Genomic DNA, 23,692 nt, shown 5'->3' with positions numbered 1-23,692 from the left:
GGGTCGGGACGCCGTCTCAGAGCTGAGCGAAGTAGTCCAGCGGGAACGGCGGGCGTGCCAGTGGTGCGACGGCCAGCCGCATCAACGTGAGCGGGTTGTCGTCACCGGCGACGCGGTTGGCGTTGAGCGTGCCGCACGCCGTACAGCGATGGATGATCGACCACTCGCCGTCCTGGCGCGCGTGGATGGCGATCGGCGCCATACCCGAGGCGCAGTCGGCGGCTCGGTCACCCGGGGTGTCGTCCAGGTGCCTGGACCACAGGCAGGTGGGGCAGTGGTTACGGTGCGCGGTGCCCGGCGCGTCGGCGGGCACGTCGAGGCGGCAGTTGACACAACGGAAGGAACTGACGCGGGCGCGATGGCGTGGCAATGGAGTGGCTCCAGACGAAATGGGGTGCGAGTTGGCCGACCGTGCCGTCGCAACCCACGCGGGATCACCCCCGCCGGAGCCTCCGGTGGGGACGTCGACCCGCTCGAGGGCGCACGACGGCGTCCTCGGTACCCACGGGCATCAACATCCCCCCAATCTGCTCGGCGCCAGTCAAACAATCCCTTTCGCCACAAGCAACCGGTTTATTCCTTCCTGCGGACCACAGGGAACGATCACCGTACGGCTCCGGGTCACATGAGCCTCACCCACACGGTATGCAACCCAGAGTACTCGTGTAACTACACTCTGCGATGCACGTTCAACGTGAGGTGGCCACGCCACGACCATCCCCCCGCAGTCCACACGTCTCGCGCCCCCACCGAAGGAGCAGTATGCACCCCACCAAGAAGGCCGTCATCCTGACCGCGGCCATCACCCTGACCGCCATCGGGAGCGCCGCCGCGCTCGCCCTGCCCGCGCTGGCCGACCTCGGCGGCGCCTCCGCCCCCAAGATCCGTGCCGCGGCGATCGTCAACGGCGACGGCTCGGTCGTCCGCTCCAAGGGCGTCACCGGCGTCCGCAAGATCGCGACCGGCCAGTACTGCATCCGCCTCGACTCCGACATCAACGCCCAGGCCACCGTCCCCGTCGCCACTTCCCAATGGACCAGCGCCCCCTGGGACTCCAGCATCTTCGTCCGCCACGACAGCAACTGCGGCGACGCCCGCGACATCTTCGTCGGTACCGGCACCGCCTCCGGAGCTCGCGACACCGGCTTCCACGTCATCGTCCCCTGACGTACCGCCAGCGACCATGGCCCTCTCGCCATGCCAAGGCGAGAGGGCCTTCCCGTGTGCCTGTACGAGGCCGGGCTGTGATGGAGACGCGGATCGGTGGTCGATGGAGCCGCCATACCTGGGCACCGGGGCGCCTCGAACCGGGCGTCCCGAACCGGCCTGCCGTTGTGGCTGCTCCTCCGAACTAGGAGGTCAGTTGTGGCACCACGACCCTGTCGACACCCGGCAGGTTCTGGACGGCTTGTTCGATGGCTTCGACCGCTCGTTTGTCGAGAATCTTGATCTGGTAGGCCTCGCTCACCTCGTTCAGGGCGGGGGGCTCGCCCAGGAGGTGTTCGGCGACCCTGCGGGTGTGGCCGGCGTCCTCGAAATAGACCTTGTCGATGTTCGAGACGGCCGCAAGGGCCGTCTCGATGGCCTTGCGTTCCTGCCGCGAGGGGCGTCCTCGGCCGGCGCAGGGCGGGTCCTCGTTCGGAGGTTCACCGCACAGCCGTACGGCCAGGTCAGATTTGCCGGACCAGAACGTGCGATCAGTGGAGAGTTCCACGGAGACCACGCCGGGGAGGTGTTCCACAGCCGATCGCAGGTCGTCGGTCAGCGGGCGCGTGGCCTTCTCGTCCCCGACGCTTCGGAATCGTCCCTCGAATGAGGGCATGGTCTCCTCCTCGGTGAGGAGGCTTTCCCCTGAACCATCATCGGTCATTGCCTTGAGTGCGGCTTCCGCGGTCAGGAACTCGTACTTCTCGATACCTGATACGCCACGAATCGCCGCCTCGACCGCCTGCCGTTGACGGTCCGTTACCCCGCTCCGGCACTTGCGGGTGCCTTCGGTCTGCTTCTTCGGGCAGAGGCCGACGGAGAAGAGAGTGGACGGCCAGGGTCCTTCAGGCGGGGGCAGGACGGTCAAGGTCAATGACCGGCCGGCCGTAGAAGGGTGCCGCTCTGTCGTCGCAGGCGCACAGGCCGCCAGCATCGCGCAGATGACGGCTACCACGGCAATAGAGGACCTGTGCCGATGAGCCACCGAGCGAACCTTGCCGGAGGGAAGGTCAACGCGGGGTGGGCGGTCTCCCGCGCCGGGGCGTGAAGTCACACGAACCAATGTTCCTGTGCGGCCTACACCCCGTCAAACTTTTTGTCATGCGATCCAGACCGTCAGGCTGAACCCCGTGAAAGTGAGAAACGTCCGCACCACCGAAAGCCGTAGAGAGCCGAGCGGACTCAACCATCTCAGGGCGAGACCAACTCCGCCTAATACACCGCGGCGGCTGAGGCGAGCCGAAGGGACCGGCCGGACCACTGGTCCGGACGGTCCCTGGATGTCGGGCTCACCCGTGGACTCCGGGCCCCCGGCGGCTCTTACCGGCCGATCCGGCCGGAATCCCGGTTGGGCTTCTCACGCTCGCCGACCGTGGCGTTGTGGCCCTTGCCGTCGCGCGGTTCGACCTTCTCCGGTCTCGGATGGAGCCAGCGGTTCGACTGCCGGTTGATCGCCTCGAGGGCCTCCTGCCTGCTGTGGTACCTACGCAACTGCCGCAAGAGGTAGGTGTCATCGGTGAAATGACGGTTGTGGTGGTGGCCGTGATTCCCCCGATGGTGCCGGTAGCCGCCGCCACCGCCGTGCTCGGACCGGACAGAGACCTCCTCTGGTTGGTGGACGAAGTACTTGTAGTGCTTCCGCGGCGCTTGGGCGATATGACGTGCCGGGCGGTGTTGCCGGATTTCTTTTCTGGGCTTCTTCGCGGGGGGAGTCTCTTCTTCGCCCCCACCTCCACGGCCGGGCGCCGATGCGAACGTGAGGTCGACATGGGCGCCGTTCTTCGCGGTGCCGCCGTGCACCTCGGCCTGCGCGGGAAGCGGCAGCGCCATGAGCGTCCCGACCGTCAACGCCGCGCCGATGTAGGCGAACGGCAATCGGTCGTTGATCACTCGCGCCAGGGGCCGCCTGCCTCTAGATGGATGAGTCACCTAAATACCCCCATTGGTAAATGAAGAGAATTGAGCGCCGTTGGCCATAATGGCGCCACATAGGTGAACTACCCCGACTTGAGGCGGCAACACAGATGATTAATCAGGCAGGTGTGTCGACTACCGATTAATACACCCAAATGGGATATCCTCCGACAAGCCTCTTGTACGTTATATCGCACGATTGGCATCGTATCTCCATAACTAGACTGATTCCTCATGCGATGAGGTCGAGGCTGCACCACGACGGGAGTGCACGCCAAGGTCGGCTCCTTCGGAAGCGCAGCGGCGCACTCCGACACTCGGCGAACCGCGACACGCGCGCGGGCTCGGCGCATCCCCGCTCTCGCCGGTTGGCCGAGACCGCTGAACGGTCCCAGGTGAGGGCACGTCCGACCGGGCCAGGCGCCCGCTCACTGAAGGCGGTTGCGTCCATCCCCACTCACTCAAGAACGCCAAGGCAGGGGCCGGGACATGCGCTCGGGGCGGCCAGGGGGCGAACATCCGTGTTGGTCAGCACCTTCCCCTCAACCCCCGTGTGATCATCAAGTTGCCCAACGTGATGGAGGCGATGGCTCCTCACACGGACTGATCACACAGGAGACACCATGCCTTCCACCGCCTTCACCACGGCAATCGCCCGCATCGGTGCTGATCGCAGGAGCCGCGCTCTCGGCTGCCGTTCCTTCCGCCCTGGCCGCCATCGGCGCGCACACCCCAGGAGCACGCGCCGCCGCTGCGGTCAACGCCCCTGCCATCCACTCCGCCCCCGCCACGTGTGGAGACCCCGCCCGAAACATCCTGGTCGCAACCGGCACAGCAACGACCTACTCGGACGCCCCCTTTAATATCATCATCGACTAACCCCGCCCCACCCGTCTCGCCATCTCTGGGCCCCAGCCCCCCACAAAGGCAGGGTCTTGTGGCCGTCTCCTCGTCAGGCAGGCGCAGCCGGGCCTGGCCAGAAACTCGAGGTCAAGTCGTCCTTCACGTGTTCCATCTACCGGTCGTCCTTCCACGCCCGCATGTGCTCCGGAAGATCACCGGCGTTGAGCACTCATCTCACGGTGCACCGGTCCCCACGCCGTCCCCGGCTGCCGACCGTCTGACGACGCCCGAGAACCCAGCCGACACAAAAAAGGTCTGCTGACCTGAGGTCTCCCTCAGCTCGACAGACCTTTTCGTCTGTCGAGGCGACAGGATGCGAACCTGCGCCCCTTGACCCGCAGGCGGGTTTTCCAGATTTCCCGACCTGCGCAAATGAGAGAATCGGCAGCTCAGCGCAGGTATACGGTGCACTCTCGTGCACTCCGACGCCCTACGGCCCCCTCGCCTGCTCCCATTTCGCTCCCAGCAATCGGACAACCCAACAAGATCACCCGCCCGCACTCGTCGTGGGACCCTCGGACATTCGGTGCCCCTGAGGGAGCTGGCAATGAAGGCCGGCCACAGGGTTGTGGTCAACCCGGTAAATCTCACCGCGCTTTGAGAGGTCTGCGGGGTGAGGACGATGCTCGGCCCCCACCCCCGTCGCGTCATGGCGGCAGGATAAGAAAGCGCGCGCCAAGGAGGGTACAGCCGCCGCGTCCGGGCCTCGGACGGGGTCTTGACGGCGTGCGACCCGCAGGTATCTTTCGCTTAGGAAACTTTCCTAAGAAAACGGCCGGTCGGCGCCTCCGGCCCCCATTTTCGCCGGAGGAAAGCACACGTGAACCCCAGGAAGTGGGCGGCCGCCCTCTCCTTCGCCGCGCTACTCGCCGTCGCGCTGCCGGGCGGCACGGCCTACGCGCTCCCCGCCGACTGCACCACCTGGGTGTCGAACGGATACGTCTCCAGCCTCTGCACGAGCGGCACCGGGGAACACCAGGTCTACCTGGTCGCCCGCCATGTGAACCCGCAGGTCGGCGTCATCACCAACGAGGGGCCGTGGGTCCCGGTGGGCTCGGTGTCGACGGCCCGCATCCCGGCGACGGGAAGCCTGCAGGACTACTGGGTCAACAAACGCTGACCCGCGGCCACACCACCTCCTGCAGATCCTGACCGCGGGAGGCACCGGCAACCACTCACATAAAGGAGCAGATCGTGAACACCAGGAAGTGCGCCTCCCTCGTCGGCGCGGCGCTCGTCTCCGCCGCGATCGTCGCCGGCACGGCCACGCCCGCGCACGCCATCCCCGACACCTGCTCGATCACCCCCTCCCCGATCGGCTACCTCAGCAGTTACTGCACGACCGGCACGGGGTACCACGCGTTACGCGTGACGTACCGATTCGTCAACCCGCAGCTGGGCGGCTACACCGAAACGGTCACGGGGCCTTGGGCCGCCGTCGGCTCCCTCTCGAGCGTCAAAATACCCGGTGCAGACGTCCTCGGCAGCATCATCCTGAAGAGCGACTGAGCCGTCCCACGAGCACTCCCTGATCAAGAGAACCGACGTCCTCCTCCGGGTCAGAAGGCGGGCGACGCGCGCCAGGCCGTGACCAGATGACGGGGAGCAGGGCCCGGCCGGTGAGCTCGGCCGCCGCGGTCCCGGCAGTCCTCAGACTCCACCAGCCGGGACCGCTTCGCCTGCCCGTGCGCCGCCCGGCCCGGACCGCGTCGCGTTTCCGCACCGCCAGAGCGATAGCAGTGCCTGCGGCGTCGACCAGGGCGACCTCGACGCCGCTCATCGCCCACTCGCGTCGGCGTCCGGGTCGGATCCGGCGGGCTGTTCGCCCCACATCTCGATGGCGGCGAACGAGGCAGCCAGGCCGGCGGCGACAGCGATGGGAGCACACTCATGGCATGGACGTGAGCGCGCTGCAGGGGAACGGACAGATGCTCGCCTCCCTGCCGGGAAACTGCGGGTACAGGCCCTGGGTGCCAGGGGAAGCTCTCGGTACCTACCGCTAGGTGTGACGCCGACCTCCTCGCATACCCCTGCTAGGCGCACTTCGCCATCTCCCGCGCGAAGGACTTCGACCGGCCATTGACGGCGAGATTTGCTATTAACAAACCTTCCTAAGGCAGGTCTACTTGGACGGGTAGAACGCGCGTCTGATCCACCCCAGATGTCAGGAGTGACGCATGAGCACCAGAAAATGGACCACCTTCGCCGCTGCCACGCTGCTGGCCACCGCCCTCATGACCCGCCCCGCCGCGGCCGCTCCCACCGACTGTTCATACCAGGTCGACGACGTGTCGTATGAGGCCTCCAGCTACTGCTCCAGCGGCACCGGCGAACACCGGATCCGGGTCGTGCAGAGCGGCGGGAGGGAGTCCGTAGGCCCCTGGGCGCCCGCCGGCAGCATCTCGTTCACCAACATCTCCGCTTTCAGGGTGATCGACGCCTGGGTGGAGACCCGCGGGTAATCAGGGCGGGTGCCCGCAGGACGCGGAGAGTGAGGCGAACGTCGACGCGCTTCAGGCTTCGTGGTGATTGATTCGACCGTGGGGTCCGGCCACAAGGTCAACCAGTGCCCGGCCGTACTCGACGGCAAGGAAAACCTGAGACGCAGGAGCGCGCGACACCCTCGCGCAGTACCTCCACGGGTCGCGGTGCGGTGACTACAGTGAGCCGGCCCCGCGAGATCGAGAGGAACGATCCGATGCCGTGACGGGCATTGCTCACGGCGGCAGGGCTCAGCATCCCCCTCGCCTTGCTCCAGCACTTCGACGACGCCCTCGCCCTGCCCATCGGACCTGATCGGCCTGAGCAACCGGCCGACGTCCAGCGGCGTCTCCAGGATGCACGCCGCCAGTATCCGGGCCACCGATCGGGTCCGCCGCTGGAGCGCAGGAGCGGGCGGTCATTCAGCTTCCGCCCATGTTGTCCCTGATGCATTTCCGCACGCCGTTCTGCCGATGGCCTCTGCCTGCTGCGCGGGCATCCACAGCGGGTGAAGCACGTACCCCTGCGCTTCGCTGCCTCGGAGGCGAACAGTCGTAAGAACTCCACCGGCCGACCGGCGTCATCACTGCCACGGGCGTCCGGGTGGCAGTGGTCGGGGATGCCGCACACCATAAGCACTCCCCCGCGAGGATCATCCTCGGACGGATTGACATGGCTGCCCTGGTAGATGAGTGGTGGCCCGTTGCCGCACGTTCAGGCGGCCGCTACGCGCGCCCAGCGCCGGCCGTCCGAGGTGATGGCCTGTAGGCCGCCTAGGGCATCTACGGCTGGCGCCCAGACCGCGCACTGCCCTGGCTCGTGGTTGTCGTCGTCCAGGGAGAACAGGGTTGCATAGATGCTCAAGGCGACTTCTCCGCCGTGGCAACCCGATCAGCGATCCGAGCGAGCTTCGCTTCGAACGTCCCGCGCGGGTCGCGAGTGAAGGAGTGCAGGGCGACCAACGCCGTGACGGCGACATCGACCAGTTCGCCGGCGACGTCCTCGGCGGAGTGGGTGATGCCCTTCCGCGGGTTCTGGCCGGTCATGCCGACGTAGGCGGCGACCGCTTCGCCGAACTCCTCCCCGACCTTCATGACGCGGATGGCCGTCTCGTGGTCGCTGGTGCCGTTGCTTCGGTTGAGCCAGTCGACGAGAGAGGCGAGGGTCTGCCACTGGTCAGTCACCCGGTCACATCCTGGGCGTCTTCAACGAACTCCCCGATGAGACGGACGGTGAAGTGTGGCTTGTCGTCGTGAAACGAGTAGTCCGGCCGCCACCCCTCCAAGCACCCTCTCCTGCGAGCTTCCACTGATCGACCTCACGCACCAGCGTCATGGCTTCCTTCGGACTGCCGAACACGCCCAGCGGCATCCCATGGTCATCGTTAAGAAGAAACATAGCCATCAGGTCAGTACTCCGCGGGCAGGATCGTAATCCTCAGCGTCGGGTGACGGCACGTTTCGCCCTCTTGGACCTGTACTGGCCGCCCGAGAAGCCCTAGGGGCGCCCCCGCACGTGGACGAAAGCCGGGGGTCAGCGACGAGGATAAGCACCCGGACATTCCGGTCATCGCATTCCCCTGGGGCGCCAGGCTCTCCTGCGATGGCTTCGCCGAGGCGACCGGAGCGGACTCCATCGGCCTGGACGCCACGGTCCCCTTGCGTGAGCCTTACAGAGGTGCAACGGCCTGAGGCGCTGCGCGCAGATCCTCAGCCTCGTCGTTGGCGGCCCTCCGCCGCCGAGATGGACCGCATCCTGCACGTCCCGAGTGGGGCCCGTTCGTGTTCGACCTGGGACACGGCATCGCAAGGGCCATGCCCCCCAGATCATGTCACCGCCCTAGCCGAGCAGGTCCGGGCCTGGACCACCCCAGCCATCCCGGGTCTCCCAGACATTGGTGAACCAGCTTTCAGCGCGGTCCCAGAAACCGCAGCGCGCCCGCGCCGGGATGCGCGGTAGCACATAGCCCGGCGAGGGAACGCGCAAGCGGCATGACTTTGATGAATCGAAACTATTCGCTCTTGACGGTGGGAGGCTTCATGAGCGCTCCCCGCTTCGCTGAGACCCGTATGCATGCTTCCGTATGAGCAGGGCGTGACCTGCTCGCGGCACGGCCTCTATGCGAGGCCGCCGATATGCGCGCCGCTCCATTCGCACTGCACGGTCAGGAAGCGGTCGTTCAGGCGGTCGCCCACAGAGCCGGAACGTTCGGGGGCTCCCAGCCCTGGATGGCGGTGTGCGGCTGCGTGCAGCGGTAGGTCACACCGTTGTAGGTCACCGTGTCACCGGCCCGGTACGCCGTGCCGGCCTTCCACGTGCCGGTCGGGTTACTCGTGGGAGTCTGGCTCGGGGTGGGGGTCGGCCGGGTGGGGGTCGGAGTGGGGGTGCTGGGGCCACCGCCACCGATCTGCAGGTCGACGCAGGCGTAGAACGCGTTCGCCGTGTCGGCGATGTTCCAGATGGCGAGGACCTTCTGGCGTCCGCTGAAGCCGGACAGGTTGACGTTGTGCGTCACGGTCGCGCCGGGCTGCTTGCCACCGTCGTTGAACAGGGCCACGCGGGTGTTACCGATGTAGTACTCCCACGTGCTGGTGGCGTGGCGGGCGGTGAGCACCCAGTTGAAGTTGACCGAATTGCCGACAGAGGTCGCCGGCCAGTTCCGGCTCTCGTCGTTCAGCGCGGAGAAACCGCCACCGCCGCTGCACTGCCGCGAGCCCTTGGGGGCCTCCACGCTTTGGGGCTCGTACTCCACGCCACCACAGTTGGTCACGACCCGCTGGGCGCAGAAGGCCTGCCGGCTCGGGGGCTGGGAGATGTAACCGTGAGCCGATGCGGGAGTGGCGGAGAACACTGTGATGCCGGCGGCGACCAGGGCGGTCCCGCCAAACATGATCTTCTTCCGCATACCATGCTCCTTTGCTGGGGGGATGCCAGGAATATAAAGGAAACTTTCCTAAGAGTAAATAGGCGGTTAGCCGAAGTCGGGCCTCAGAGTCAAGACCACATCTTCGTACGGTCACGCACCGTCACCATCCTCGCGCCTCGTCCGTTTCCGCCGCCTGACGCGAGCAAGCCTCATGTCCGCAGTTGGGAACGTGGTGGCCCGCGCGACGGTGCACGCGCAGTCAGTGACTCTTCGTCACGATGATCTCTATACGGCACATCGGGCATAACTCGCCCAGTCGGCGCGCCGCGACCGCGCGCACCCTGCTCACCGTTCCACGCCAGGCTGCTACACCTCACCCCCGGCCGGACGAACACTCCTGCCGATCGCCACAGGCGCCGCCCCATCCTCCGAAGGCCGCTGCCGCTAGGATGGCCGCCACTGCGACGAGGTGAACGGCACGGCGTCCAACCGACCTCACCGGCTGTGCGGCCCAGGTCGCGCGTTCCGACTGAAGCGCCGCTTTCGGCAATGCCCCTCTACTACATCGCCATGTTCGCCCTCGCCGTCTCCCAGCGCGACCCGTGCGAAGCCTTCGGCCAGGTCGTGCGCATCATCGTCGCCGCCCCCGGCTCCGCGCTGGGCCGCTACCCCGAAGGCAACACCGGACGCGCAGGCGTCGGCCTCACCAAGCCGATGTCACTGCCCGCCGACCTGGCCGAACTGCTGAACGGCCCCTGACCGGCACTCTTCTCCATGCACGTCTGGGCCAACGCTGACGCCGTCGAACTCGCCAAGACCCTGCACAAGGCCGTCACCGATCAAGCCGTCATCCCGGCGTCATAGGAACCCGATACGGCGTCGCAACCCCGCCAAAGACACCCAGTGACTTAGTCACTCAGTAAGTCGAAGATGACGTCGACCCAGAAGTCGGCCCCGTCACCGCTCCCTGTCGGACGGGCGAGCGTGGAGCCGGCGACGAACTTGCCCTGCCCGCCGGCGATACCGCTGACGTTGGGCGCGGACAAGTTGTCGTCGCCGACGCCGCTCGCGCCCGCGCCCGCGGTCCGGTACGAGGCCGCCGCGGTGTAGATGTGTGACCAGCCGCTAAAGCGCCATGAAAGCCCCGCTGGCCCGGCAGACCACATCCTCGAACCGTCACACCCACTCGGGAGATCCCGAGCGGATCCCCTATGAGAAGGGACAGCATCGTGACTGTCACGAGAAAGATCAGTGTCGCCTTGTGCGCGGCAGCGCTGGTAACCGGCGTCGGCGCCGTTCAGGCGAACGCGAGCGCCGCCTCAGGACCCTCGGCTGTCCACGCCCAGTTGGGCGCGGGCCATTGGGGGCCCTACAAGCACAGCCCGACCAAGTACTGGGCTACAGCAGACTTCGTCCCCAACGGGCGCCATCTCAGGGGCTACGCGGGGTGCTGGAGCGGAGGCGACGGCACCCGGTACCGGATTCAGCTGGTCCGCACGAAGGACAAGCATGTCCGAAGGAAGTCGGGCTGGTTCTTCTGCAACGACGGCAGGTGGGAGAGCATCTCCACCACCGTGAGGGCAGGCGAGGCCTACTACATGCGCATCGAACTGAAGGGCAAGGCCCACACGGTCCAGGCGAAGGCAACTTGGTTCTAACGCCTGCTCCATCATCGAGGCGTGAGATCGGCGCGACAGAGCTCCGGAGGGTGCACGCTCCGGAGGCCGGATCATGCGGGCAGGTGGTCTATGACTCTCCCGCCGCCGTACAGCCGCATCTTGGCGCAACACCTCAGGTGTCACGGCGAGCGCGCAGAACCGGTTCCCCGCCATGGAATGGCGATCTGATCGCCGGTGAGGCTGCGTGCAGCGACCAGCGTGCAAGGGCCCCGGAGCGAGAAGCCGTTTCAGGGCCGGGGGTCTGCGTGCCGATCGGGGTCTCAGCGTTACGAGCGGCCTGTCGCCTTGCCCCCAGGGCCGCCCGAAGAACCTACTGCTACCGACGTGAGCCGGGCAGGGGCGCGGCAGCGGGGCTATGCGTGTGACCAGCCGCTGAAGCGCCATGAAAGCCCTTTCGCTCGGCTGCCCACATCCTCCAACAGTCACCATCCGGCCGGGATCCCGAGAGCGATCCCCTTATGAGAAGGGACAGCATTGTGGCTGTCATGAGACGGATCGGTATCGCCTTGTGCGCGGCGGCACTGGTCACCGGTGTCAGCACCGTTCAGGCGAACGCCAGCGCCGAACCGGGAGCGACCTCCGCCGCGCCGGAATGCAGGAACTGGCGACCCATGAACACCGACGACGATACGGGCACGGTGACCAAGGCCGGCTACATGAAGAAGGACCCCTACAACGACTGCGCCCGCGCCGGCTACGTGAACGTGGGCACCCGTCTCTACTACTGGTGCTTCACCTTCAACGCCTACGGCCACGCCTGGACCTACGCGCGGGTCGCCGGAACCGGCAACGAAGGATGGCTTCCTGAGGGCTACCTGAGCGACGGGGGTTCCACGGTGAACTGCGGCTGGCTCCCCGCCGCGCCCAAGCTGCCTGCGTCGTTGATGCAACAGAGATAGCAGCGGGAGGCTCCCTCTCGCGTAGACCAGGCCAAAGATCGTGAACATGAAACGGTCCGGCTCTGCGAGAACCACAATCAGCGCTCTTGCTCCATTGGTCAATAAGTCGGACTGTGGGCCGGGTTCTAATTCGACAGCTCCCTGACCTGCGAGAGAACCCGCCTACTTACCCCTGAGCTGCCCCAACGTTGTGATGATCTGCCAACGTTCAACGACGCCTGACGGTCGCGCGTGCCCTTAATGTGCCCTCCCCCGCCGAAACACTGGGCCTCATTGGCACCCTCGTAGATGTAGGTGATCTCCGATCCGCTATCAGGCGACCTGGGACGATGGCTCGATCATGCGCCGAGCTGACGCTGAACCTGCCGGAATTTGTCACTGCTCAGCGCCGCCTTTCGACGCCTGACGGAACACCGACGGAACAGGCTCCCCCATTCGAGAGCCTGTCCCCTTCGATGCGAACCCCGGCGCTACATGCTGAACTTCGTAATCCAGCACCAAGGATTAGCGCCACGTACGCTTGTCGCGACATCCAGCGATCTCGGCAACAGTATGCAACCAACGGTTCTGCCGACTTCTCGCTGACTCAGCACCCGCAGGGTGGCGCCTTACCTCCTAGACACAACCTCAGGTGGCGTCATCGAGATTGCCATTCTCTAAGACTTGCTGCATCAGGTATTCCCGAGTCATTGCGTAATAGCACTGAGGGCATTTAACATGTCTACCCTGCCTGGCAGTGAATAACTGGCCACAGCTTAGGCATCTCACCATCATCTGCTTGCCCGCAGCGCGGATCCCGCCCAGCTGTTCCGCTTCTACTTAGAGAACGAATGGCGTTCTGTCGCAGGTCTTCACTAGCCCCCGGATCCACAGCTTGCTCGACAAGCTTATCCACCTGGTCTTCTTGTGCGGCTTCTATTTCGCCAAGGTCCACCTGGCCACCCGGGAAACCGAAAGACTTGACCCGGTCAATTAAGCGACCAAACGCCGTATGGTGACGTCTCATCAGCAGCCACACCGCTAGCACGACCGCTATCGGCCACGCCAGTGCGCCGACAAGATGCGCAATCGATTCGATCGACTTTGCCCACTCAGCCACCAGTCGATTCTCCCTGCCGTCGCCATGACCTTCTACTCGGAGGACGGTCGCCGCCAGCTCTCGATGTCGGCCACCCTGAGCGTCAAGGACCCCGGCGAGGCGGCCGGAGCCATGGGCAATCTTCTGCCCATCCTCGTCGACGGCGACTCCGAGTTCCTCCGGCCGCGTCAAAAGCCGAAGGGGTCCGCGGTTCCGGGGGCTGCTTCCCAGCCTTGCCACCTAGAAGGATTCGGACGCCCAGGCCTATTGAAAGGTGGGTCTCCGCATAGGGGCCCGCCGATCAGTCCTCCAGGGGTTCCGCGCCAAGGAATCGCAGCTCCAACATCTCCGGAGAGAAGGGAAGAGCAGTGATCATGCCGGCCAAGGCGAACGCGCGCTCCATCGGGAAGTCGATGTGCGAGTCGTCGCTGTCACTGTCGAACTCAGGGTCCAGGCCGACTTCGCGCATCTCCCTGACGAAGCGGTCCGGATCGTCGCCTGACCGCTCGTCCGGACACATCGGATCGAAGCAGACGATTTCCTGCCCGTCGATGATGTAGGTGAAAGTATCCTCGGCGTAGTCATGACGGCAGACCGACACGGTTTCGGTAGCCCGCGAGACCCGGGCCCTGATCTCAGGGTCGACTGCGATCTGCCATCCTCCAGGTTCGATGACCAGGGTCCAGTCACCGATCTTCACGGCGCCAATGTAACCGGCAGCGTCGTCCCTCATGCTCTCCGCCGAGCGCCTGCCCAGCTCGTCGTACGGCACCTCCTCCATGGTGCTCTCGTCCACACCGAACCGGCGGAGGACTTCCTCCGGGGAGAGATCCCGGACGAAGGACACGCAGTAGATGTCATCCAGTGGTTCGTGTTCGGAGAGCCAGGTGAAGTCTTTGGGGGGCTCCGTCATCGCTACTCCTTTGATCAAGTGAGCGTCATGATCGCAGTAGCACCCGACAGAAAGAGTTCGGTCTCTGGCTGGAGTCTGGGGGCAGGGGGCGCAGGGGCAAATCCTGTCGTCCCGACAGGGACTGAAGGCGGCTTTCGATCAAGTCGGTGCCCCGCAGGCCTGCCGGTCCGGCCTGGTGCGGTGACGACGCCTTCTAGTACGGCGTATAAGTGGGAGATGGCGAGGCAGTACAAGTCAAGGAGATGCCTGGTCAGGCCGCTTAGCATTCGTGCCGGGAGCCACATGGTGCGCTTGTACGGTTGACAAGAGTCGTCCGCTCGCACCGTTCATCGCGACCGGTGCCCGCTATCATGCTGCGTACGGGCCGCCCGCCGCGACATCCGGATCTTCGGCACCGAAGCGCCCCTCGAAGCTCATAGGAGACGGGCGTGACCACCCGCAAGGACAAGCAGCCGCCGCGGCAGGCGCTGAGTCGCGAGCAGGTCATCGACGCGGCCTTGGAGCTCATCGACCGCCACGGCGTCGAGGCGCTGACCATGAGGCGGCTCGCCGAGGTCCTCGAGGTGTACCCCGCGACCATCTACTGGCACGCGGGCAACCGGGCCCAGTTGATCGCCCGGGTGTGCCAGCGCGTGTTCGAAGGCATCGAGCTTCCCGACGCCGACTCGGTCCCGTGGACGGAGTGGATCCTGCAACTCGCGCACAGATCGCGCGAGCGGCTGGGCCGGCATCCCAACCTGGCGGTCGACTTCACGTCCACGATCCAGATCTCGGCCTCGAGCCTCACCATGGCCGACCGCCTCCTGGCGGTTCTCGAAGACGCCAAGTTCACCGGTGAACAACTGGTGATGGTCTACAACACGGTTCTCGGCGGCATATTCGGGTGGATCGCCGCGGAGTTCGCCTCGGAGCCCGTGGCCGGCGACAGTGACTGGGTCTCCGAGTACCAGCACGCACTGCGGGAGGGCGGTGGTGCCGATCTCCCGGCGATCCACAGGAACTTCTTCCTCGTCGCCAACCGCGCGTTCATGCTCAGGTGGTCTTCCGGGCGATCGACTCCGATGGAGTCCAGCTTCGACTTCGCGATGCGCACGATGATCGCCGGCCTGGAGCGCATGCGCGACGCCTGACGTTCTGAACCAGCTGAGCAGCGGCCTCGCCGCCGATGACTCCGGCGGGCCGTCGTCACCTCCCAACGCCTTCCTTCCCAGGTAGAACCATTCTGTCCTGACGCTCTTGTACGTTGTACTATTCATCGCAGTCGTGACCGGTTTCCTGTCCCGGGTCGTCCCAACGAACCGTGCCCCGCGAGATCGAATCACTGAGAGGTCGCGTGAGTAAGGCCAGCGAAGCGATCGAGCCGGATCCCGCCACGTCGGCGGCGCCACAGAGCCTGGGCAGGCTACTCCGCCGGGCGGCCGCCCAGTTCGGGAACAAGATCTTCGTCGAGGACGGCGCGGGGCGCGCCATCAGCTTCACCGAAGCCGCCCACCGGGTTTAGGCCGGCGTCGCGAGCCTGCGCGAGGCCGGTCTCGTAGCCGGTGACAGGGTGGGGATCTGCCTGCCGAACGACATCTCGTGGCCGTTGGTCTGGTTGTCCGTCGTATCCGGCGGCTACGTCGCCGTCCCGATCAACCGCTCCTACCAGGCGGCGGACATCGGCCACATCCTGGACGACGCACAGATCGGCGCCGTCGTGACATCGAGCGATTCGGCGCACAAGTTCACCGATCTCCACCCGCGCGACGAGCAGGTGCGACTGCTCATGGCCGACGAGCTGTTCGAGCCCGCGGCACCGGGCGGCGACACCGAACCGCGCGACCTCGGAGAGCTCGACACGGTCTCTGAGGATTCCGCGCTGGCGAACCTTCAGTTCACCTCCGGCACCTCTGGCCTGCCGAAGGCGTGCATGCTCACGCACTCCTACTGGCTGAAGCTGGGCGTGGCCATGGGACGGTGCTTCGAACTGACCCACGAGGATCGCGTCCTCACGGCCCAGCCGTTCTCCTACATCGATGGTCAGTGGGAAGCGGCGATGTGCCTGGAGTACGGGGCCACGCTCATCGTGCTGCCACGCTTCTCCGCCAGCACCTTCTGGGCCGACGTACGGCGGTATCGCGCGACGGTTCTCTACGTCCTGGGCAGCATGCCGCAACTGCTGTTCCAGCAACCGGCGACGGAAACCGACCGGGACAACGACGTGCGGCTCGTTCTGTGCTCGGCGATCCCCGTCGCGCTCCACCGCAAGCTCGAATCACGCTGGGACGCGCCATGGCGTGAGGTCTACGGCCTCACCGAGTCCGGCCTGAACATCACCGCGCCGATCGACGACGCGCGGAGCGTCGGCCAAGGCTATATCGGCCTTCCGGCACCGAACTGTGAGGCGCGGATCGTCGATCCCTCGGGGCGGGACGCCGCCCCGGGTGAACCTGGTGAGCTACTGGTCCGCGGGCCGACACTGATGACGGGGTATTGGCGGCGGCCCGAGGCGACCGCCGCGGCGCTGAAAGACGGCTGGTTTCACACCGGAGACCTCTGCGTCCGCGAGGAGAACGGATGGTTCCGCCTGGTCGGCCGGCTCAAGGACATGGTGCGCAGGGGAGGGGAGAACATCGCCGCCGCCGAGGTGGAAGCGGTGATCTGCGAGCTGCCCTTCGTCCGTGCCTGCGCGGTCGTGGGTGTGGCCGACGAGTTGTTCGGCGAAGAGGTCATGGCGTGTATCGAGGTCGGAGACGCCGAGGCGCTACCGAGCCTGGCGCGCGAAGTCGAGCAGCATACGCGTCGGCAACTCGCCATCTTCAAGGTGCCGCGCTACGTCGAATTCTGGCGGTCATTACCTCGAACCCCCTCCGAACGCATCGCCAAGACGAAGATCGCGGACTATGACCACGGCGAACGGCTCCTGGCCGTGGATTTCGGCCAGCGAGGAAAGAAGGCGCGATGAACGTCAACGGCGACGACGAGCGGGGCCGAGTCGTCTCCGATGTGGACGACGGCGTGCTCGTACTCCGGCTCGACAGCCCCCGGACGCTCAACGCCCTGTCGAGCGGCATGCTCACGGACCTGGCCCGGGCGATCCGGGACGCGTCGGACACCCCTGAGATCCGGGGCCTGGTCGTCACCGGTACCGGCGACCGGGCCTTCTCCTCGGGGGACGATCTCCGGGAGACACGCGCCTTTGTCGAGCGACACGGTATCGAAGCACTCTCCGCGTTGTTCGACTCGGTGACCGAGGCCGTGCTCGCCAGCAGCATTCCCTGTGTCGCCGCGATCAACGGTCTCGCCGTGGGCGGCGCGGCCGAGCTCACGCTGTGCTTCGACCGCCGGATCGGCTCGCCCCAGGCGGCTTACCGGTTCCCGGAGAGCGCGATGGGATTCACGATCTCCAACGCGTCCTCCGTGCTTCTCCCCGCTCTGGTCGGCCGCTCCGAGACGCTGGACCTGGTGCTTAGCGGGAGGGAGGTCGACGCCCAGGACTGCTCGCGTATCGGGTTGCTCGACGAGGTCGTCGCGGCGAACGCCCTCCTGCTGCGGTGCCGGCAGCTGATCCACACCTGGACACCCGACGGCAACACGGCCCACCTCCACCTGCCCTTGATCCGGCCGGCCTTGAGCACGGTCCAAGCGGCGTTCCGCGCCGAACGCGACGCCGCGCAGCGAGCCTGGCAATCGGGGTCGATGGAATCTCAGATGCGGAGATTCCAAAGGTGACTCCGTACACGTAACGGAGCCATGCACTCCCGGCTGATTCCTACGAGGTTCGACCGGCGCGGCCATCTCGGCTCTCCAGTGGAGCGGACATTTCTTACTTTCGCCGGGTTGAGCCTGAGAATCTGGATCGCACGACAAAGGTTTGACTGGATATATCCCGTACAGAGCCATTGGTTCGTGTGACTTAACGCTCCGGCACGAGCGAGCATCCACGGACCAGTTCGGCGCGGGCTGCCGCCGAGACCTCCGGCCCCCTGGACCGCCGTATCCGCCCCTGCGACCTGGCCCGGCTGAACCGTCTCGGCGTCACCGACCACGCCGCACACCTGATCCGTACCGCTACCGCGCCGCCCGCAGAACCGGTCCTCACAGCGAAGCCACAACCCTCGTCGTCGGCCACTGGAGCTGCGTCGGGCAGGGCTACACCGCTGGTGAATCAGTGCTCGCTTCAGGTGAGGTGGCCGGGGTACGGGCCGGTGACATCGACCGCGCCTCGTGGACCTGGACGGTTCGCCGTCAGACCACGCCCAGTCCCGGCGGCCTGGCGGACAAGGGCACGAAAGGGAAGCGGGCTCGTAAGGTCCCGTTGATCGCAGAGATTCGGGACCTGGTAGCTCGTCGGCTCGATGCGCTCGGCTCGGACCCGGCGGGCAGGCTGTTCACCGGGCCGCGCGGCGGTCGGATCACCACCGCGGTTCTCCGGGACGCGACCCATTGGGATGAGGTGGTGACCAAACTGGGGTTCGAGCATCTTCGGCGCCACGATCTCCGGCACACGGGCCTGACCTGGATGGCCGAGTGGTCCCCGGTTGCGGGCGGTCTAGAGACGCCCGACGATCTAGCCGACATTAAGAAAGGTCTGTTGACCTGAGGTTTCCCTCGGATCGACAGACCTTTTCGTCTGTCGGGACGACAGGATTTGAACCTGCGACCCCTTGACCCCCAGGACTATGGAGCAGGCGCTTTCGCAGCTCAACGGCATTCAGGGAGCAGCGAACGCCGTGCCGCGACCTGCGGTTCGTTCATCAACATGCATGACGTGTGGTCCCGAACTGGTCCCCACCTCAGCGGCTTAGTCTCGATGGGCCTCATCTGACGAGGGTGGACTGCTGCCGAGACTCCATGCTGCAACAGAGGTGAGTTTCACTCTCCATGGCATGGCATTTGTCCGATTGTCACCAGTTACGAGCACTCCATCCTTTATGTGGAGATATTCATCCTTGTGATCGATCAATGCGCCTTTATCGTTAATCTGCCCAGAAGCCGCAAAGGTGTTCCACATGACGGTATGCGTCACTACTCCACCTTCACCCGCCTTTTTCATGCTTTCGAACCATTCCTTGTACCAGGCCGAGGGTCCTATAAGGATTCCGTGCAGCATGCCCCCGGGTAACACCAGAGCTACACCCAACCCTGCCTGAGCCACTTCTACGTATATGCTCAAGTAGGCGAGCAACTTATCGACGCCACCAGCGCGAACTGGCACAGGGTAATCTTCGCTATGATCCACGATGACATAGTCTGGCTCATCAGGCTGCTTGACCATCTTCAACCTCCTGCTACTTCGGCCCATACAGCCTACATGAAGATCACGTACATTAGGGAGCTAGGCAGTGAAGTCCCGGCTTATCGGTATGATAGATGCTGGATTCATTAATGCATCCGCTGCGCGCACTCTCAACGTCCCCGTTAGCCAAGTACGCTTTGAGGGTCGCGAGTTAGTGGGATGGCTCAATACCGCAGCCGTCCGCATGGAGACGCCTTTTGTGCGCTGCTATTGGTATGACGGCGCCTACCCAGAGGGAGAAAAGTTAAGACATCCACAACGGGAGCGTTTTGCGGAACTGGAGAAATGCCCAGGATTGCAACTTCGCCTAGGACACGCACAAACTTTGCCATTCGAGCACAAGGGACTGCTCAGGCGTGCCGCCGAGAAAATGGGCATAGATTATTCAGAGCTAATGGCCAACTTCAACCTAGAAACACTGTATGAACAAAAGGGCGTAGACACTCTAATCGTTCTCGATATGATGAGATTTGTTCAACAAAACGCATGTGACACAATCGTTCTAGTAGCTGGCGATCGAGACTTAGCTGAGGCTATACGGGCAGTTCAGCAGCTTGGCTGCAGAGTCATCTTGGCTCATCCTGCCGGAGCTCCAGTGGCCCAGGAGCTGCGCAACCTCGCCGATGAGCAGGTGATATGGAGCGCAACCCTCATTAAACTACTGACTACTCGACATATAGATCGCTTCAACCTCTTATATGATGAGAATAAAGAGCACCCTGGCCAAGCAGGACCAGAATCACCGTAGTACGGCCCGTCTCATCGTCGGGCAGGCGCAATCATGTCGAGCTGGCGACCCGGGTCCTACCTCCCTCGTATCCTTGTCGACGCCGGCGTCCCACGTACCGATCACCGTTCCCCACGCGCTATTTCGGGAGGATTGATCACCCAGTCAGCGACTCTCAGGCGCCTTCCCCTGCTGATCACACCGAGCATCATCATCACGGCCGAAACGACCAGCACCGTGTCACCGAATGTTACTCAGGTTGTTTTAGAAGCTTCGACGTCAGCCGTCGCCGAGAAGTGGTTCATCTCCTCGTCGGGCAGGCGTAGCCATGCCGGGCCGGCTGCCCAGGGTCAAGTCGTCCTTCGCGTGTTCCAGTGTCCCGGTCGCCGTTCCTCGCACGCTGGTTGTCCTGCGGTCACAGGACGGCTTGACCCTGGGTGGACGGTCTGGCATCCCTTGTGGTGACCGACGAGGAGATGGACCACCCCGCCACCCGCACACTTTGCACCTCCTCCCCCATCTCCGAGGAGGGCCGGGGTTTGGGGCGGAGCCCCATATTTCTTTCCCTCCGCCCCTTCCCCTTCCGCCGTCTTCTTCGCCTCGGCGTCTGTCGTGCTCTCCGAGTCTTGATGTCCGGCCCTGGCTCAGCCTCGGTGTCTTGTCTCTCCCTTCACCCCCTGGCGAGAGATCCCCATCGGCACCAAGCAATCGGCAGCCGCCTCACCACCGCGTCGCTTGCGGCGCGGGGGCGCGCCGCTGCCGGCTGACCGGCCGAAGAGCCGCAGCAGCCGGCGGGCGAGCGCGGCCCCCGAACCCTTCATGGAGTTTCGGGCAGGTCTTGGACATGCAGGGCCGTGAATGGCATTAAGGGCTGCGCTGTGCCCGCACCCTCCTCGCCCCTTGGTGGCCTGGGTCGACACCTCACCGCCTGCTCAACCCCTCGCCGTACCCTCATCCCTTCTCGGCGGGGTTCCCTCCTGCGAACCTCCGTCAGCTCCTACAGTCAGCGTCCGCAAGAGTCCTCCCCCTCCTCTTCCCTTCTTCTGCCGCCCCGGCCCGAGGCGGCCGGTCCCGACGCGAAGCGGCGGGCTTGAAGACGTAGGGAAACTGGTAACAGGTCGGTGCTCAGGGTTCGGCTACAACAGTCGCGAACCGTCGTGGACACGTACGAACGGGCCGTCGCTTCGAAGTGCGTCCAGAACGCGGATAGCTCTGGCTTCGGGCATCCGGTCTTTCACCTCATCGAGGGTGAGCCAAGCCGACTGGAGTGCCTCGTCACTGGGATGCGGCTCGCCGCCGATCGGGTGACACCGGTAGGTCAGGGACACCACGCCAAGAACCATGTTCTTGTACACACCCGTGAGAACGTCCGGCTTGATCTGAACGCCGGTCTCTTCTAGCACTTCGCGAATCACCGCATGTTCCGGCGTCTCGTCTAGCTCTACAACGCCACCTGGGGGCACCCAACGCCCATCGTCTGCACGCTGGATTGCGAGCACACGTCCGACTGGATGGAGGACAACCGCGGTGACACTGACCGAGTGTCGTGGTAGCTCTGCCATCGGCGGGTCTCCTACTTGATGAGCCTGCTCGTATAGCCGGCCTGGATGAGGCGCTCGTAGGCATCATGAACTTCTGACGGCATCTCTTGCGGGATCGCGTACCCGGATTGTGGTAGCTCGATGATTCGTTGAGTGTCCCCAACGATCATGTTGATCACTCTGTTCGCATCGCCGATGAACTCGATGTAGTCCGGCAACGGTAGAGGCAGCGACGTGCATGTTACGGTGAGTTCTGGCCACAACTTCTTGCATGTGGCGTAGGCACGCCGCTGTTGGTAGGGCCTAGATATCAGTGTGGCTGAATCGACATGTATGTCCTGCTCGGACAACAGTTCGCGGGTAAACTGAAAGTTTTCCGCCGTATTTGTCGACTTGGTCTCGATCAGAATCGCTTCGCCCGGGACGCCTAGCTCTATGGCCTTCTCGCGATACTGAACCGCTTCCCCTCTCGGGAAACGTTCAATAGTCGTCGGAGCGTTTGCACCGCTGAACACGATCCGCGGGTAGAGTCCTTTCTTGTACAAGTCTGCGGCATAGAGTGCGACTCCGATGTCGTGGCTCCCCAGGCCGATGCCGATATCGGATTCACGCAGCTCGTGGTGCATGTCATGGTAGTCCCAAAGTATTTCGAGATCAGACCACACATCTTTGGGTATGACTGCGGAATTGGCGGTCATGCAACCTCCTCAGTCGGGAATCTTGAAGTTATAGGACCACTCGAAGTGGGCAGCGGAGTGCACCCCGCGGGCGAACTCAACGACTTGGCCGTCGCGGGTGAAGGTCAGACGTTTGAGAACCACCACAGGCTGTCCGACAGGGAGTTGCAATTCATCGATCTCATCCGGGGTGGGCATGCGCGCTTGCAGAGATTCGGTGATGTTGTCGGGTTCGAAGCCTTGCAGCGTCAGGACTGCGAATCCTCCTCCGTACCCCGCCGGCCCTGGTGTTGGGTCGACGAGCGGAGTGCCTTCAACGTGCTCGGGTCGGTAGTAGCTCGTGAGGGTGTGAGTAGGTGTCGCGCCGTCCTTCACCAAGCGCGCCCGCTCGTACACCGGCGATCCTTCGGGCAGCCCGAGCGCCTCAGCAACGTCCTTATCAGCGTGGACCTTACGGACCTTATTCGTCTGGTCGCTTGGGCTCCATGTGCGTCCGGAGACCTCTCTGTCCGCGGCGAACGCCACCAAGCCGAACTTCCACTTGCTCTTGGCGTACCGTTCGGCGCCCTGGCGCTTCATCCGGGGTCGGGGGCGGATGACCGTGCCTCGCCGGCGGATCACCGTCACAAGACCTTCGGCTTCGAGTAGTCGGATGGCCTGCCGGACGGTCTTGACGTTCACCTCGAACTCTTCGGCGAGTTCCTCATGCTTGGGCAAGGTCTTGCTCTCGTCGGTCGGGTACGTCCCGTCCTCGATGCGAGAGCGGAGCACGTTGGCAAGCTCTCGATACCCGATGGCCATCTGACTTCCTTCCTATCTGCCAATAAGGCTAGCGCTACCTGGGAGAATGCGATCTCTAGGGCAATAGTGCTAGCTCTATTGACAGATCGTTGGTCAAGAGGTTTTATAGTGGTAGCACTATCGAGACAACGGAGGGGACATGCGGAACATTCCGGTGGACATCGCCAACCTGGCGTTCATCGTCGCCGGTGAGCCGGAGGCCAAGTTGGCCGACCGCGACACGGGCGAGATCAAGACCGACAGGGAGGGGCGGGAGCTGTACACGATTCCGCTGCTGCCCAAGCCGAACGACGACCGGCGGAACCCGGTCATCACGGTGACCTTCCCGTCGGTGGACTTCCCGAAGATCCCCGAGGGCATCCAGGTCCGTCCGGTGGGGCTGTCGGCGTTCTACTGGTCGATGAACGGACGCTCGGGCATGGGGTTTCGTTGCGAGGCGATCCGCCCGGTCAACGCGCCGGCGAACGGCTCGGGCAACGGGCCGTCGTCCTGATGGGCATCGTCGGCCGTACCTATCTGGAGCGCGGGGAACCGGTGACGGTCCTGATCCAGTGGGGGCCGGGCGGCGGTCCGCGGAACGTCCTGATCCGCCGCGCGGACGGCACGAAGGTGGTTCGCCCGTTTCGGGGCCTGCGCCGTCTGCCCGACCCGCCGCCGGCGACGCTTCCCCTGTTCTGAAGGCTCATCCCCCGGAGCGGCTGTGCTTGGCGGCTCCGACCGCTCCGGGGT

General features: G+C 64.7%; 27 protein-coding genes. 15 read left to right on the top strand and 12 right to left on the bottom strand.

Annotation, left to right across the window (positions count from 1 at the left end; all coding sequences use genetic code 11):
* Window positions 1-16: 16 nt before the first annotated feature.
* A complete protein-coding gene (locus tag BJ981_RS26195; RefSeq protein WP_372437010.1) occupies window positions 17-313 on the bottom strand; it encodes an RNHCP domain-containing protein in 297 nt (98 codons plus the stop codon).
* A 449-nt stretch (window positions 314-762) separates the two neighbouring features.
* On the opposite strand from BJ981_RS26195, the gene BJ981_RS26190 reads away from it, so the two are divergent.
* Complete coding sequence (locus BJ981_RS26190; RefSeq protein ID WP_184614692.1) at window positions 763-1,167, top strand: hypothetical protein; 405 nt, start codon at window positions 763-765, stop codon at window positions 1,165-1,167.
* 184 nt (window positions 1,168-1,351) lie between these two features.
* Here BJ981_RS26190 and BJ981_RS39410 read toward each other — a convergent pair whose 3' ends face one another.
* Window positions 1,352-2,161, bottom strand: coding sequence for a permease-like cell division protein FtsX (locus BJ981_RS39410; RefSeq protein WP_184614690.1), 810 nt, complete (start codon window positions 2,159-2,161; stop codon window positions 1,352-1,354).
* A gap of 365 nt (window positions 2,162-2,526) precedes the next feature.
* Window positions 2,527-3,096 (bottom strand): hypothetical protein, encoded by a 570-nt coding sequence (locus tag BJ981_RS26180; RefSeq protein WP_184614688.1) that lies wholly within the window; start codon window positions 3,094-3,096, stop codon window positions 2,527-2,529.
* Window positions 3,097-4,843: 1,747 nt separating this feature from the next.
* Between BJ981_RS26180 and BJ981_RS26175 the strand changes: the two genes are divergently transcribed.
* The 3 genes from BJ981_RS26175 (at window position 4,844) to BJ981_RS26165 (ending at window position 6,485) form a co-directional block, all read left to right on the top strand.
* The gene (locus tag BJ981_RS26175) at window positions 4,844-5,143 is read left to right on the top strand and encodes a hypothetical protein (protein WP_184614687.1); all 300 of its coding nucleotides are present in this window, start codon (window positions 4,844-4,846) and stop codon (window positions 5,141-5,143) included.
* 74 nt (window positions 5,144-5,217) lie between these two features.
* Window positions 5,218-5,532, top strand: coding sequence for a hypothetical protein (locus tag BJ981_RS26170; RefSeq protein WP_184614685.1), 315 nt, complete (start codon window positions 5,218-5,220; stop codon window positions 5,530-5,532).
* Between the two features lie 668 nt (window positions 5,533-6,200).
* Window positions 6,201-6,485, top strand: a complete 285-nt coding sequence (locus BJ981_RS26165; RefSeq protein ID WP_184614683.1) for a hypothetical protein — start codon at window positions 6,201-6,203, stop codon at window positions 6,483-6,485.
* Window positions 6,486-7,364: 879 nt separating this feature from the next.
* Here BJ981_RS26165 and BJ981_RS26160 read toward each other — a convergent pair.
* Both BJ981_RS26160 and BJ981_RS26155 read right to left on the bottom strand, forming a co-directional pair.
* Window positions 7,365-7,688 (bottom strand): MazG-like family protein, encoded by a 324-nt coding sequence (locus BJ981_RS26160; protein ID WP_184614681.1) that lies wholly within the window; start codon window positions 7,686-7,688, stop codon window positions 7,365-7,367.
* A 995-nt stretch (window positions 7,689-8,683) separates the two neighbouring features.
* Window positions 8,684-9,409, bottom strand: a complete 726-nt coding sequence (locus BJ981_RS26155) for a lytic polysaccharide monooxygenase (RefSeq protein ID WP_184614679.1) — start codon at window positions 9,407-9,409, stop codon at window positions 8,684-8,686.
* A gap of 510 nt (window positions 9,410-9,919) precedes the next feature.
* On the opposite strand from BJ981_RS26155, the gene BJ981_RS26150 reads away from it, so the two are divergent.
* Complete coding sequence (locus BJ981_RS26150; protein WP_184614677.1) at window positions 9,920-10,129, top strand: DUF3703 domain-containing protein; 210 nt, start codon at window positions 9,920-9,922, stop codon at window positions 10,127-10,129.
* 149 nt (window positions 10,130-10,278) lie between these two features.
* Here BJ981_RS26150 and BJ981_RS26145 read toward each other — a convergent pair whose 3' ends face one another.
* The gene (locus tag BJ981_RS26145; protein WP_184614675.1) at window positions 10,279-10,536 is read right to left on the bottom strand and encodes a hypothetical protein; all 258 of its coding nucleotides are present in this window, start codon (window positions 10,534-10,536) and stop codon (window positions 10,279-10,281) included.
* A 45-nt stretch (window positions 10,537-10,581) separates the two neighbouring features.
* On the opposite strand from BJ981_RS26145, the gene BJ981_RS26140 reads away from it, so the two are divergent.
* Together BJ981_RS26140 and BJ981_RS26135 are read left to right on the top strand one after the other, a co-directional pair.
* Entirely contained in the window at window positions 10,582-11,028 is a 447-nt protein-coding gene (locus tag BJ981_RS26140) for a hypothetical protein (RefSeq protein ID WP_184614673.1), read from the top strand.
* A gap of 506 nt (window positions 11,029-11,534) precedes the next feature.
* A complete protein-coding gene (locus BJ981_RS26135) occupies window positions 11,535-11,948 on the top strand; it encodes a hypothetical protein (protein WP_184614671.1) in 414 nt (137 codons plus the stop codon).
* Between the two features lie 721 nt (window positions 11,949-12,669).
* On the opposite strand, the gene BJ981_RS26130 is transcribed toward BJ981_RS26135, so the two are convergent.
* Together BJ981_RS26130 and BJ981_RS26125 are read right to left on the bottom strand one after the other, a co-directional pair.
* Window positions 12,670-13,047 (bottom strand): hypothetical protein, encoded by a 378-nt coding sequence (locus BJ981_RS26130; protein ID WP_184614669.1) that lies wholly within the window; start codon window positions 13,045-13,047, stop codon window positions 12,670-12,672.
* 280 nt (window positions 13,048-13,327) lie between these two features.
* Entirely contained in the window at window positions 13,328-13,939 is a 612-nt protein-coding gene (locus tag BJ981_RS26125; RefSeq protein WP_184614667.1) for a DUF6461 domain-containing protein, read from the bottom strand.
* A gap of 428 nt (window positions 13,940-14,367) precedes the next feature.
* On the opposite strand from BJ981_RS26125, the gene BJ981_RS26120 reads away from it, so the two are divergent.
* The 5 genes from BJ981_RS26120 to BJ981_RS26100 all read left to right on the top strand — a co-directional run bounded on the left by BJ981_RS26120 (window position 14,368) and on the right by BJ981_RS26100 (window position 18,521).
* Window positions 14,368-15,069 (top strand): TetR/AcrR family transcriptional regulator, encoded by a 702-nt coding sequence (locus BJ981_RS26120; protein WP_184614665.1) that lies wholly within the window; start codon window positions 14,368-14,370, stop codon window positions 15,067-15,069.
* A 203-nt stretch (window positions 15,070-15,272) separates the two neighbouring features.
* Window positions 15,273-15,440, top strand: coding sequence for a hypothetical protein (locus BJ981_RS26115; RefSeq protein ID WP_184614663.1), 168 nt, complete (start codon window positions 15,273-15,275; stop codon window positions 15,438-15,440).
* Between the two features lie 15 nt (window positions 15,441-15,455).
* Window positions 15,456-16,883: an AMP-binding protein gene (locus BJ981_RS26110; RefSeq protein WP_260325287.1), complete on the top strand. Its 1,428-nt coding sequence runs from the start codon at window positions 15,456-15,458 to the stop codon at window positions 16,881-16,883.
* The gene (locus tag BJ981_RS26105; RefSeq protein WP_184614659.1) at window positions 16,880-17,650 is read left to right on the top strand and encodes an enoyl-CoA hydratase/isomerase family protein; all 771 of its coding nucleotides are present in this window, start codon (window positions 16,880-16,882) and stop codon (window positions 17,648-17,650) included. Before BJ981_RS26110 ends, BJ981_RS26105 begins: the two co-directional genes overlap by 4 nt.
* Window positions 17,651-18,089: 439 nt before the next feature.
* Window positions 18,090-18,521, top strand: a complete 432-nt coding sequence (locus tag BJ981_RS26100; protein WP_204070609.1) for a tyrosine-type recombinase/integrase — start codon at window positions 18,090-18,092, stop codon at window positions 18,519-18,521.
* 201 nt (window positions 18,522-18,722) lie between these two features.
* On the opposite strand, the gene BJ981_RS26095 is transcribed toward BJ981_RS26100, so the two are convergent.
* Window positions 18,723-19,196 (bottom strand): GvpU-like protein, encoded by a 474-nt coding sequence (locus BJ981_RS26095; protein ID WP_184614657.1) that lies wholly within the window; start codon window positions 19,194-19,196, stop codon window positions 18,723-18,725.
* 67 nt (window positions 19,197-19,263) lie between these two features.
* Between BJ981_RS26095 and BJ981_RS39405 the strand changes: the two genes are divergently transcribed.
* A complete protein-coding gene (locus tag BJ981_RS39405) occupies window positions 19,264-19,965 on the top strand; it encodes an NYN domain-containing protein (protein ID WP_184614654.1) in 702 nt (233 codons plus the stop codon).
* 1,115 nt (window positions 19,966-21,080) lie between these two features.
* On the opposite strand, the gene BJ981_RS26085 is transcribed toward BJ981_RS39405, so the two are convergent.
* From BJ981_RS26085 to BJ981_RS26075, 3 genes are read right to left on the bottom strand one after another with little or no spacing between them, the layout of a single operon-like run.
* Complete coding sequence (locus tag BJ981_RS26085) at window positions 21,081-21,506, bottom strand: NUDIX domain-containing protein (RefSeq protein ID WP_184614652.1); 426 nt, start codon at window positions 21,504-21,506, stop codon at window positions 21,081-21,083.
* Window positions 21,507-21,517: 11 nt separating this feature from the next.
* A complete protein-coding gene (locus tag BJ981_RS26080) occupies window positions 21,518-22,183 on the bottom strand; it encodes a YdcF family protein (RefSeq protein WP_184614650.1) in 666 nt (221 codons plus the stop codon).
* A gap of 9 nt (window positions 22,184-22,192) precedes the next feature.
* The gene (locus tag BJ981_RS26075; RefSeq protein WP_184614648.1) at window positions 22,193-22,963 is read right to left on the bottom strand and encodes a GntR family transcriptional regulator; all 771 of its coding nucleotides are present in this window, start codon (window positions 22,961-22,963) and stop codon (window positions 22,193-22,195) included.
* Window positions 22,964-23,102: 139 nt separating this feature from the next.
* On the opposite strand from BJ981_RS26075, the gene BJ981_RS26070 reads away from it, so the two are divergent.
* Window positions 23,103-23,456 carry an SCO3933 family regulatory protein gene (locus BJ981_RS26070; RefSeq protein WP_184614647.1) on the top strand — a complete coding sequence of 118 codons (354 nt, stop codon included), beginning with the start codon at window positions 23,103-23,105 and terminating at the stop codon, window positions 23,454-23,456.
* Window positions 23,456-23,641 carry a hypothetical protein gene (locus BJ981_RS26065; RefSeq protein ID WP_204070610.1) on the top strand — a complete coding sequence of 62 codons (186 nt, stop codon included), beginning with the start codon at window positions 23,456-23,458 and terminating at the stop codon, window positions 23,639-23,641. The genes BJ981_RS26070 and BJ981_RS26065 overlap by 1 nt, the downstream gene beginning before the upstream one ends.
* The last annotated feature ends 51 nt before the right edge of the window (window positions 23,642-23,692 follow it).

Origin of the sequence: Sphaerisporangium krabiense (assembly GCF_014200435.1) — a bacterium.
In the GTDB taxonomy this organism is placed as follows: domain Bacteria; phylum Actinomycetota; class Actinomycetes; order Streptosporangiales; family Streptosporangiaceae; genus Sphaerisporangium; species Sphaerisporangium krabiense.
This window is presented reverse-complemented; position numbering and strand designations above follow the sequence as displayed.

Excerpts from the sequence above, each read along its gene's own strand:
- BJ981_RS26190 (WP_184614692.1), top strand. The coding sequence starts at position 763 with ATGCACCCCACCAAGAAGGCCGTCATCCTGACCGCGGCCATCACCCTG.
- BJ981_RS26165 (WP_184614683.1), top strand. The coding sequence starts at position 6,201 with ATGAGCACCAGAAAATGGACCACCTTCGCCGCTGCCACGCTGCTGGCC.
- BJ981_RS26155 (WP_184614679.1), bottom strand. The coding sequence starts at position 9,409 with ATGCGGAAGAAGATCATGTTTGGCGGGACCGCCCTGGTCGCCGCCGGC.
- BJ981_RS26150 (WP_184614677.1), top strand. The coding sequence starts at position 9,920 with ATGCCCCTCTACTACATCGCCATGTTCGCCCTCGCCGTCTCCCAGCGC.
- BJ981_RS26145 (WP_184614675.1), bottom strand. The coding sequence starts at position 10,536 with ATGTGGTCTGCCGGGCCAGCGGGGCTTTCATGGCGCTTTAGCGGCTGG.
- BJ981_RS26140 (WP_184614673.1), top strand. The coding sequence starts at position 10,582 with ATGAGAAGGGACAGCATCGTGACTGTCACGAGAAAGATCAGTGTCGCC.
- BJ981_RS26135 (WP_184614671.1), top strand. The coding sequence starts at position 11,535 with ATGAGACGGATCGGTATCGCCTTGTGCGCGGCGGCACTGGTCACCGGT.
- BJ981_RS26125 (WP_184614667.1), bottom strand. The coding sequence starts at position 13,939 with ATGACGGAGCCCCCCAAAGACTTCACCTGGCTCTCCGAACACGAACCA.
- BJ981_RS26105 (WP_184614659.1), top strand. The coding sequence starts at position 16,880 with ATGAACGTCAACGGCGACGACGAGCGGGGCCGAGTCGTCTCCGATGTG.
- BJ981_RS26095 (WP_184614657.1), bottom strand. The coding sequence starts at position 19,196 with ATGGTCAAGCAGCCTGATGAGCCAGACTATGTCATCGTGGATCATAGC.
- BJ981_RS26085 (WP_184614652.1), bottom strand. The coding sequence starts at position 21,506 with ATGGCAGAGCTACCACGACACTCGGTCAGTGTCACCGCGGTTGTCCTC.
- BJ981_RS26080 (WP_184614650.1), bottom strand. The coding sequence starts at position 22,183 with ATGACCGCCAATTCCGCAGTCATACCCAAAGATGTGTGGTCTGATCTC.
- BJ981_RS26075 (WP_184614648.1), bottom strand. The coding sequence starts at position 22,963 with ATGGCCATCGGGTATCGAGAGCTTGCCAACGTGCTCCGCTCTCGCATC.
- BJ981_RS26070 (WP_184614647.1), top strand. The coding sequence starts at position 23,103 with ATGCGGAACATTCCGGTGGACATCGCCAACCTGGCGTTCATCGTCGCC.
- BJ981_RS26065 (WP_204070610.1), top strand. The coding sequence starts at position 23,456 with ATGGGCATCGTCGGCCGTACCTATCTGGAGCGCGGGGAACCGGTGACG.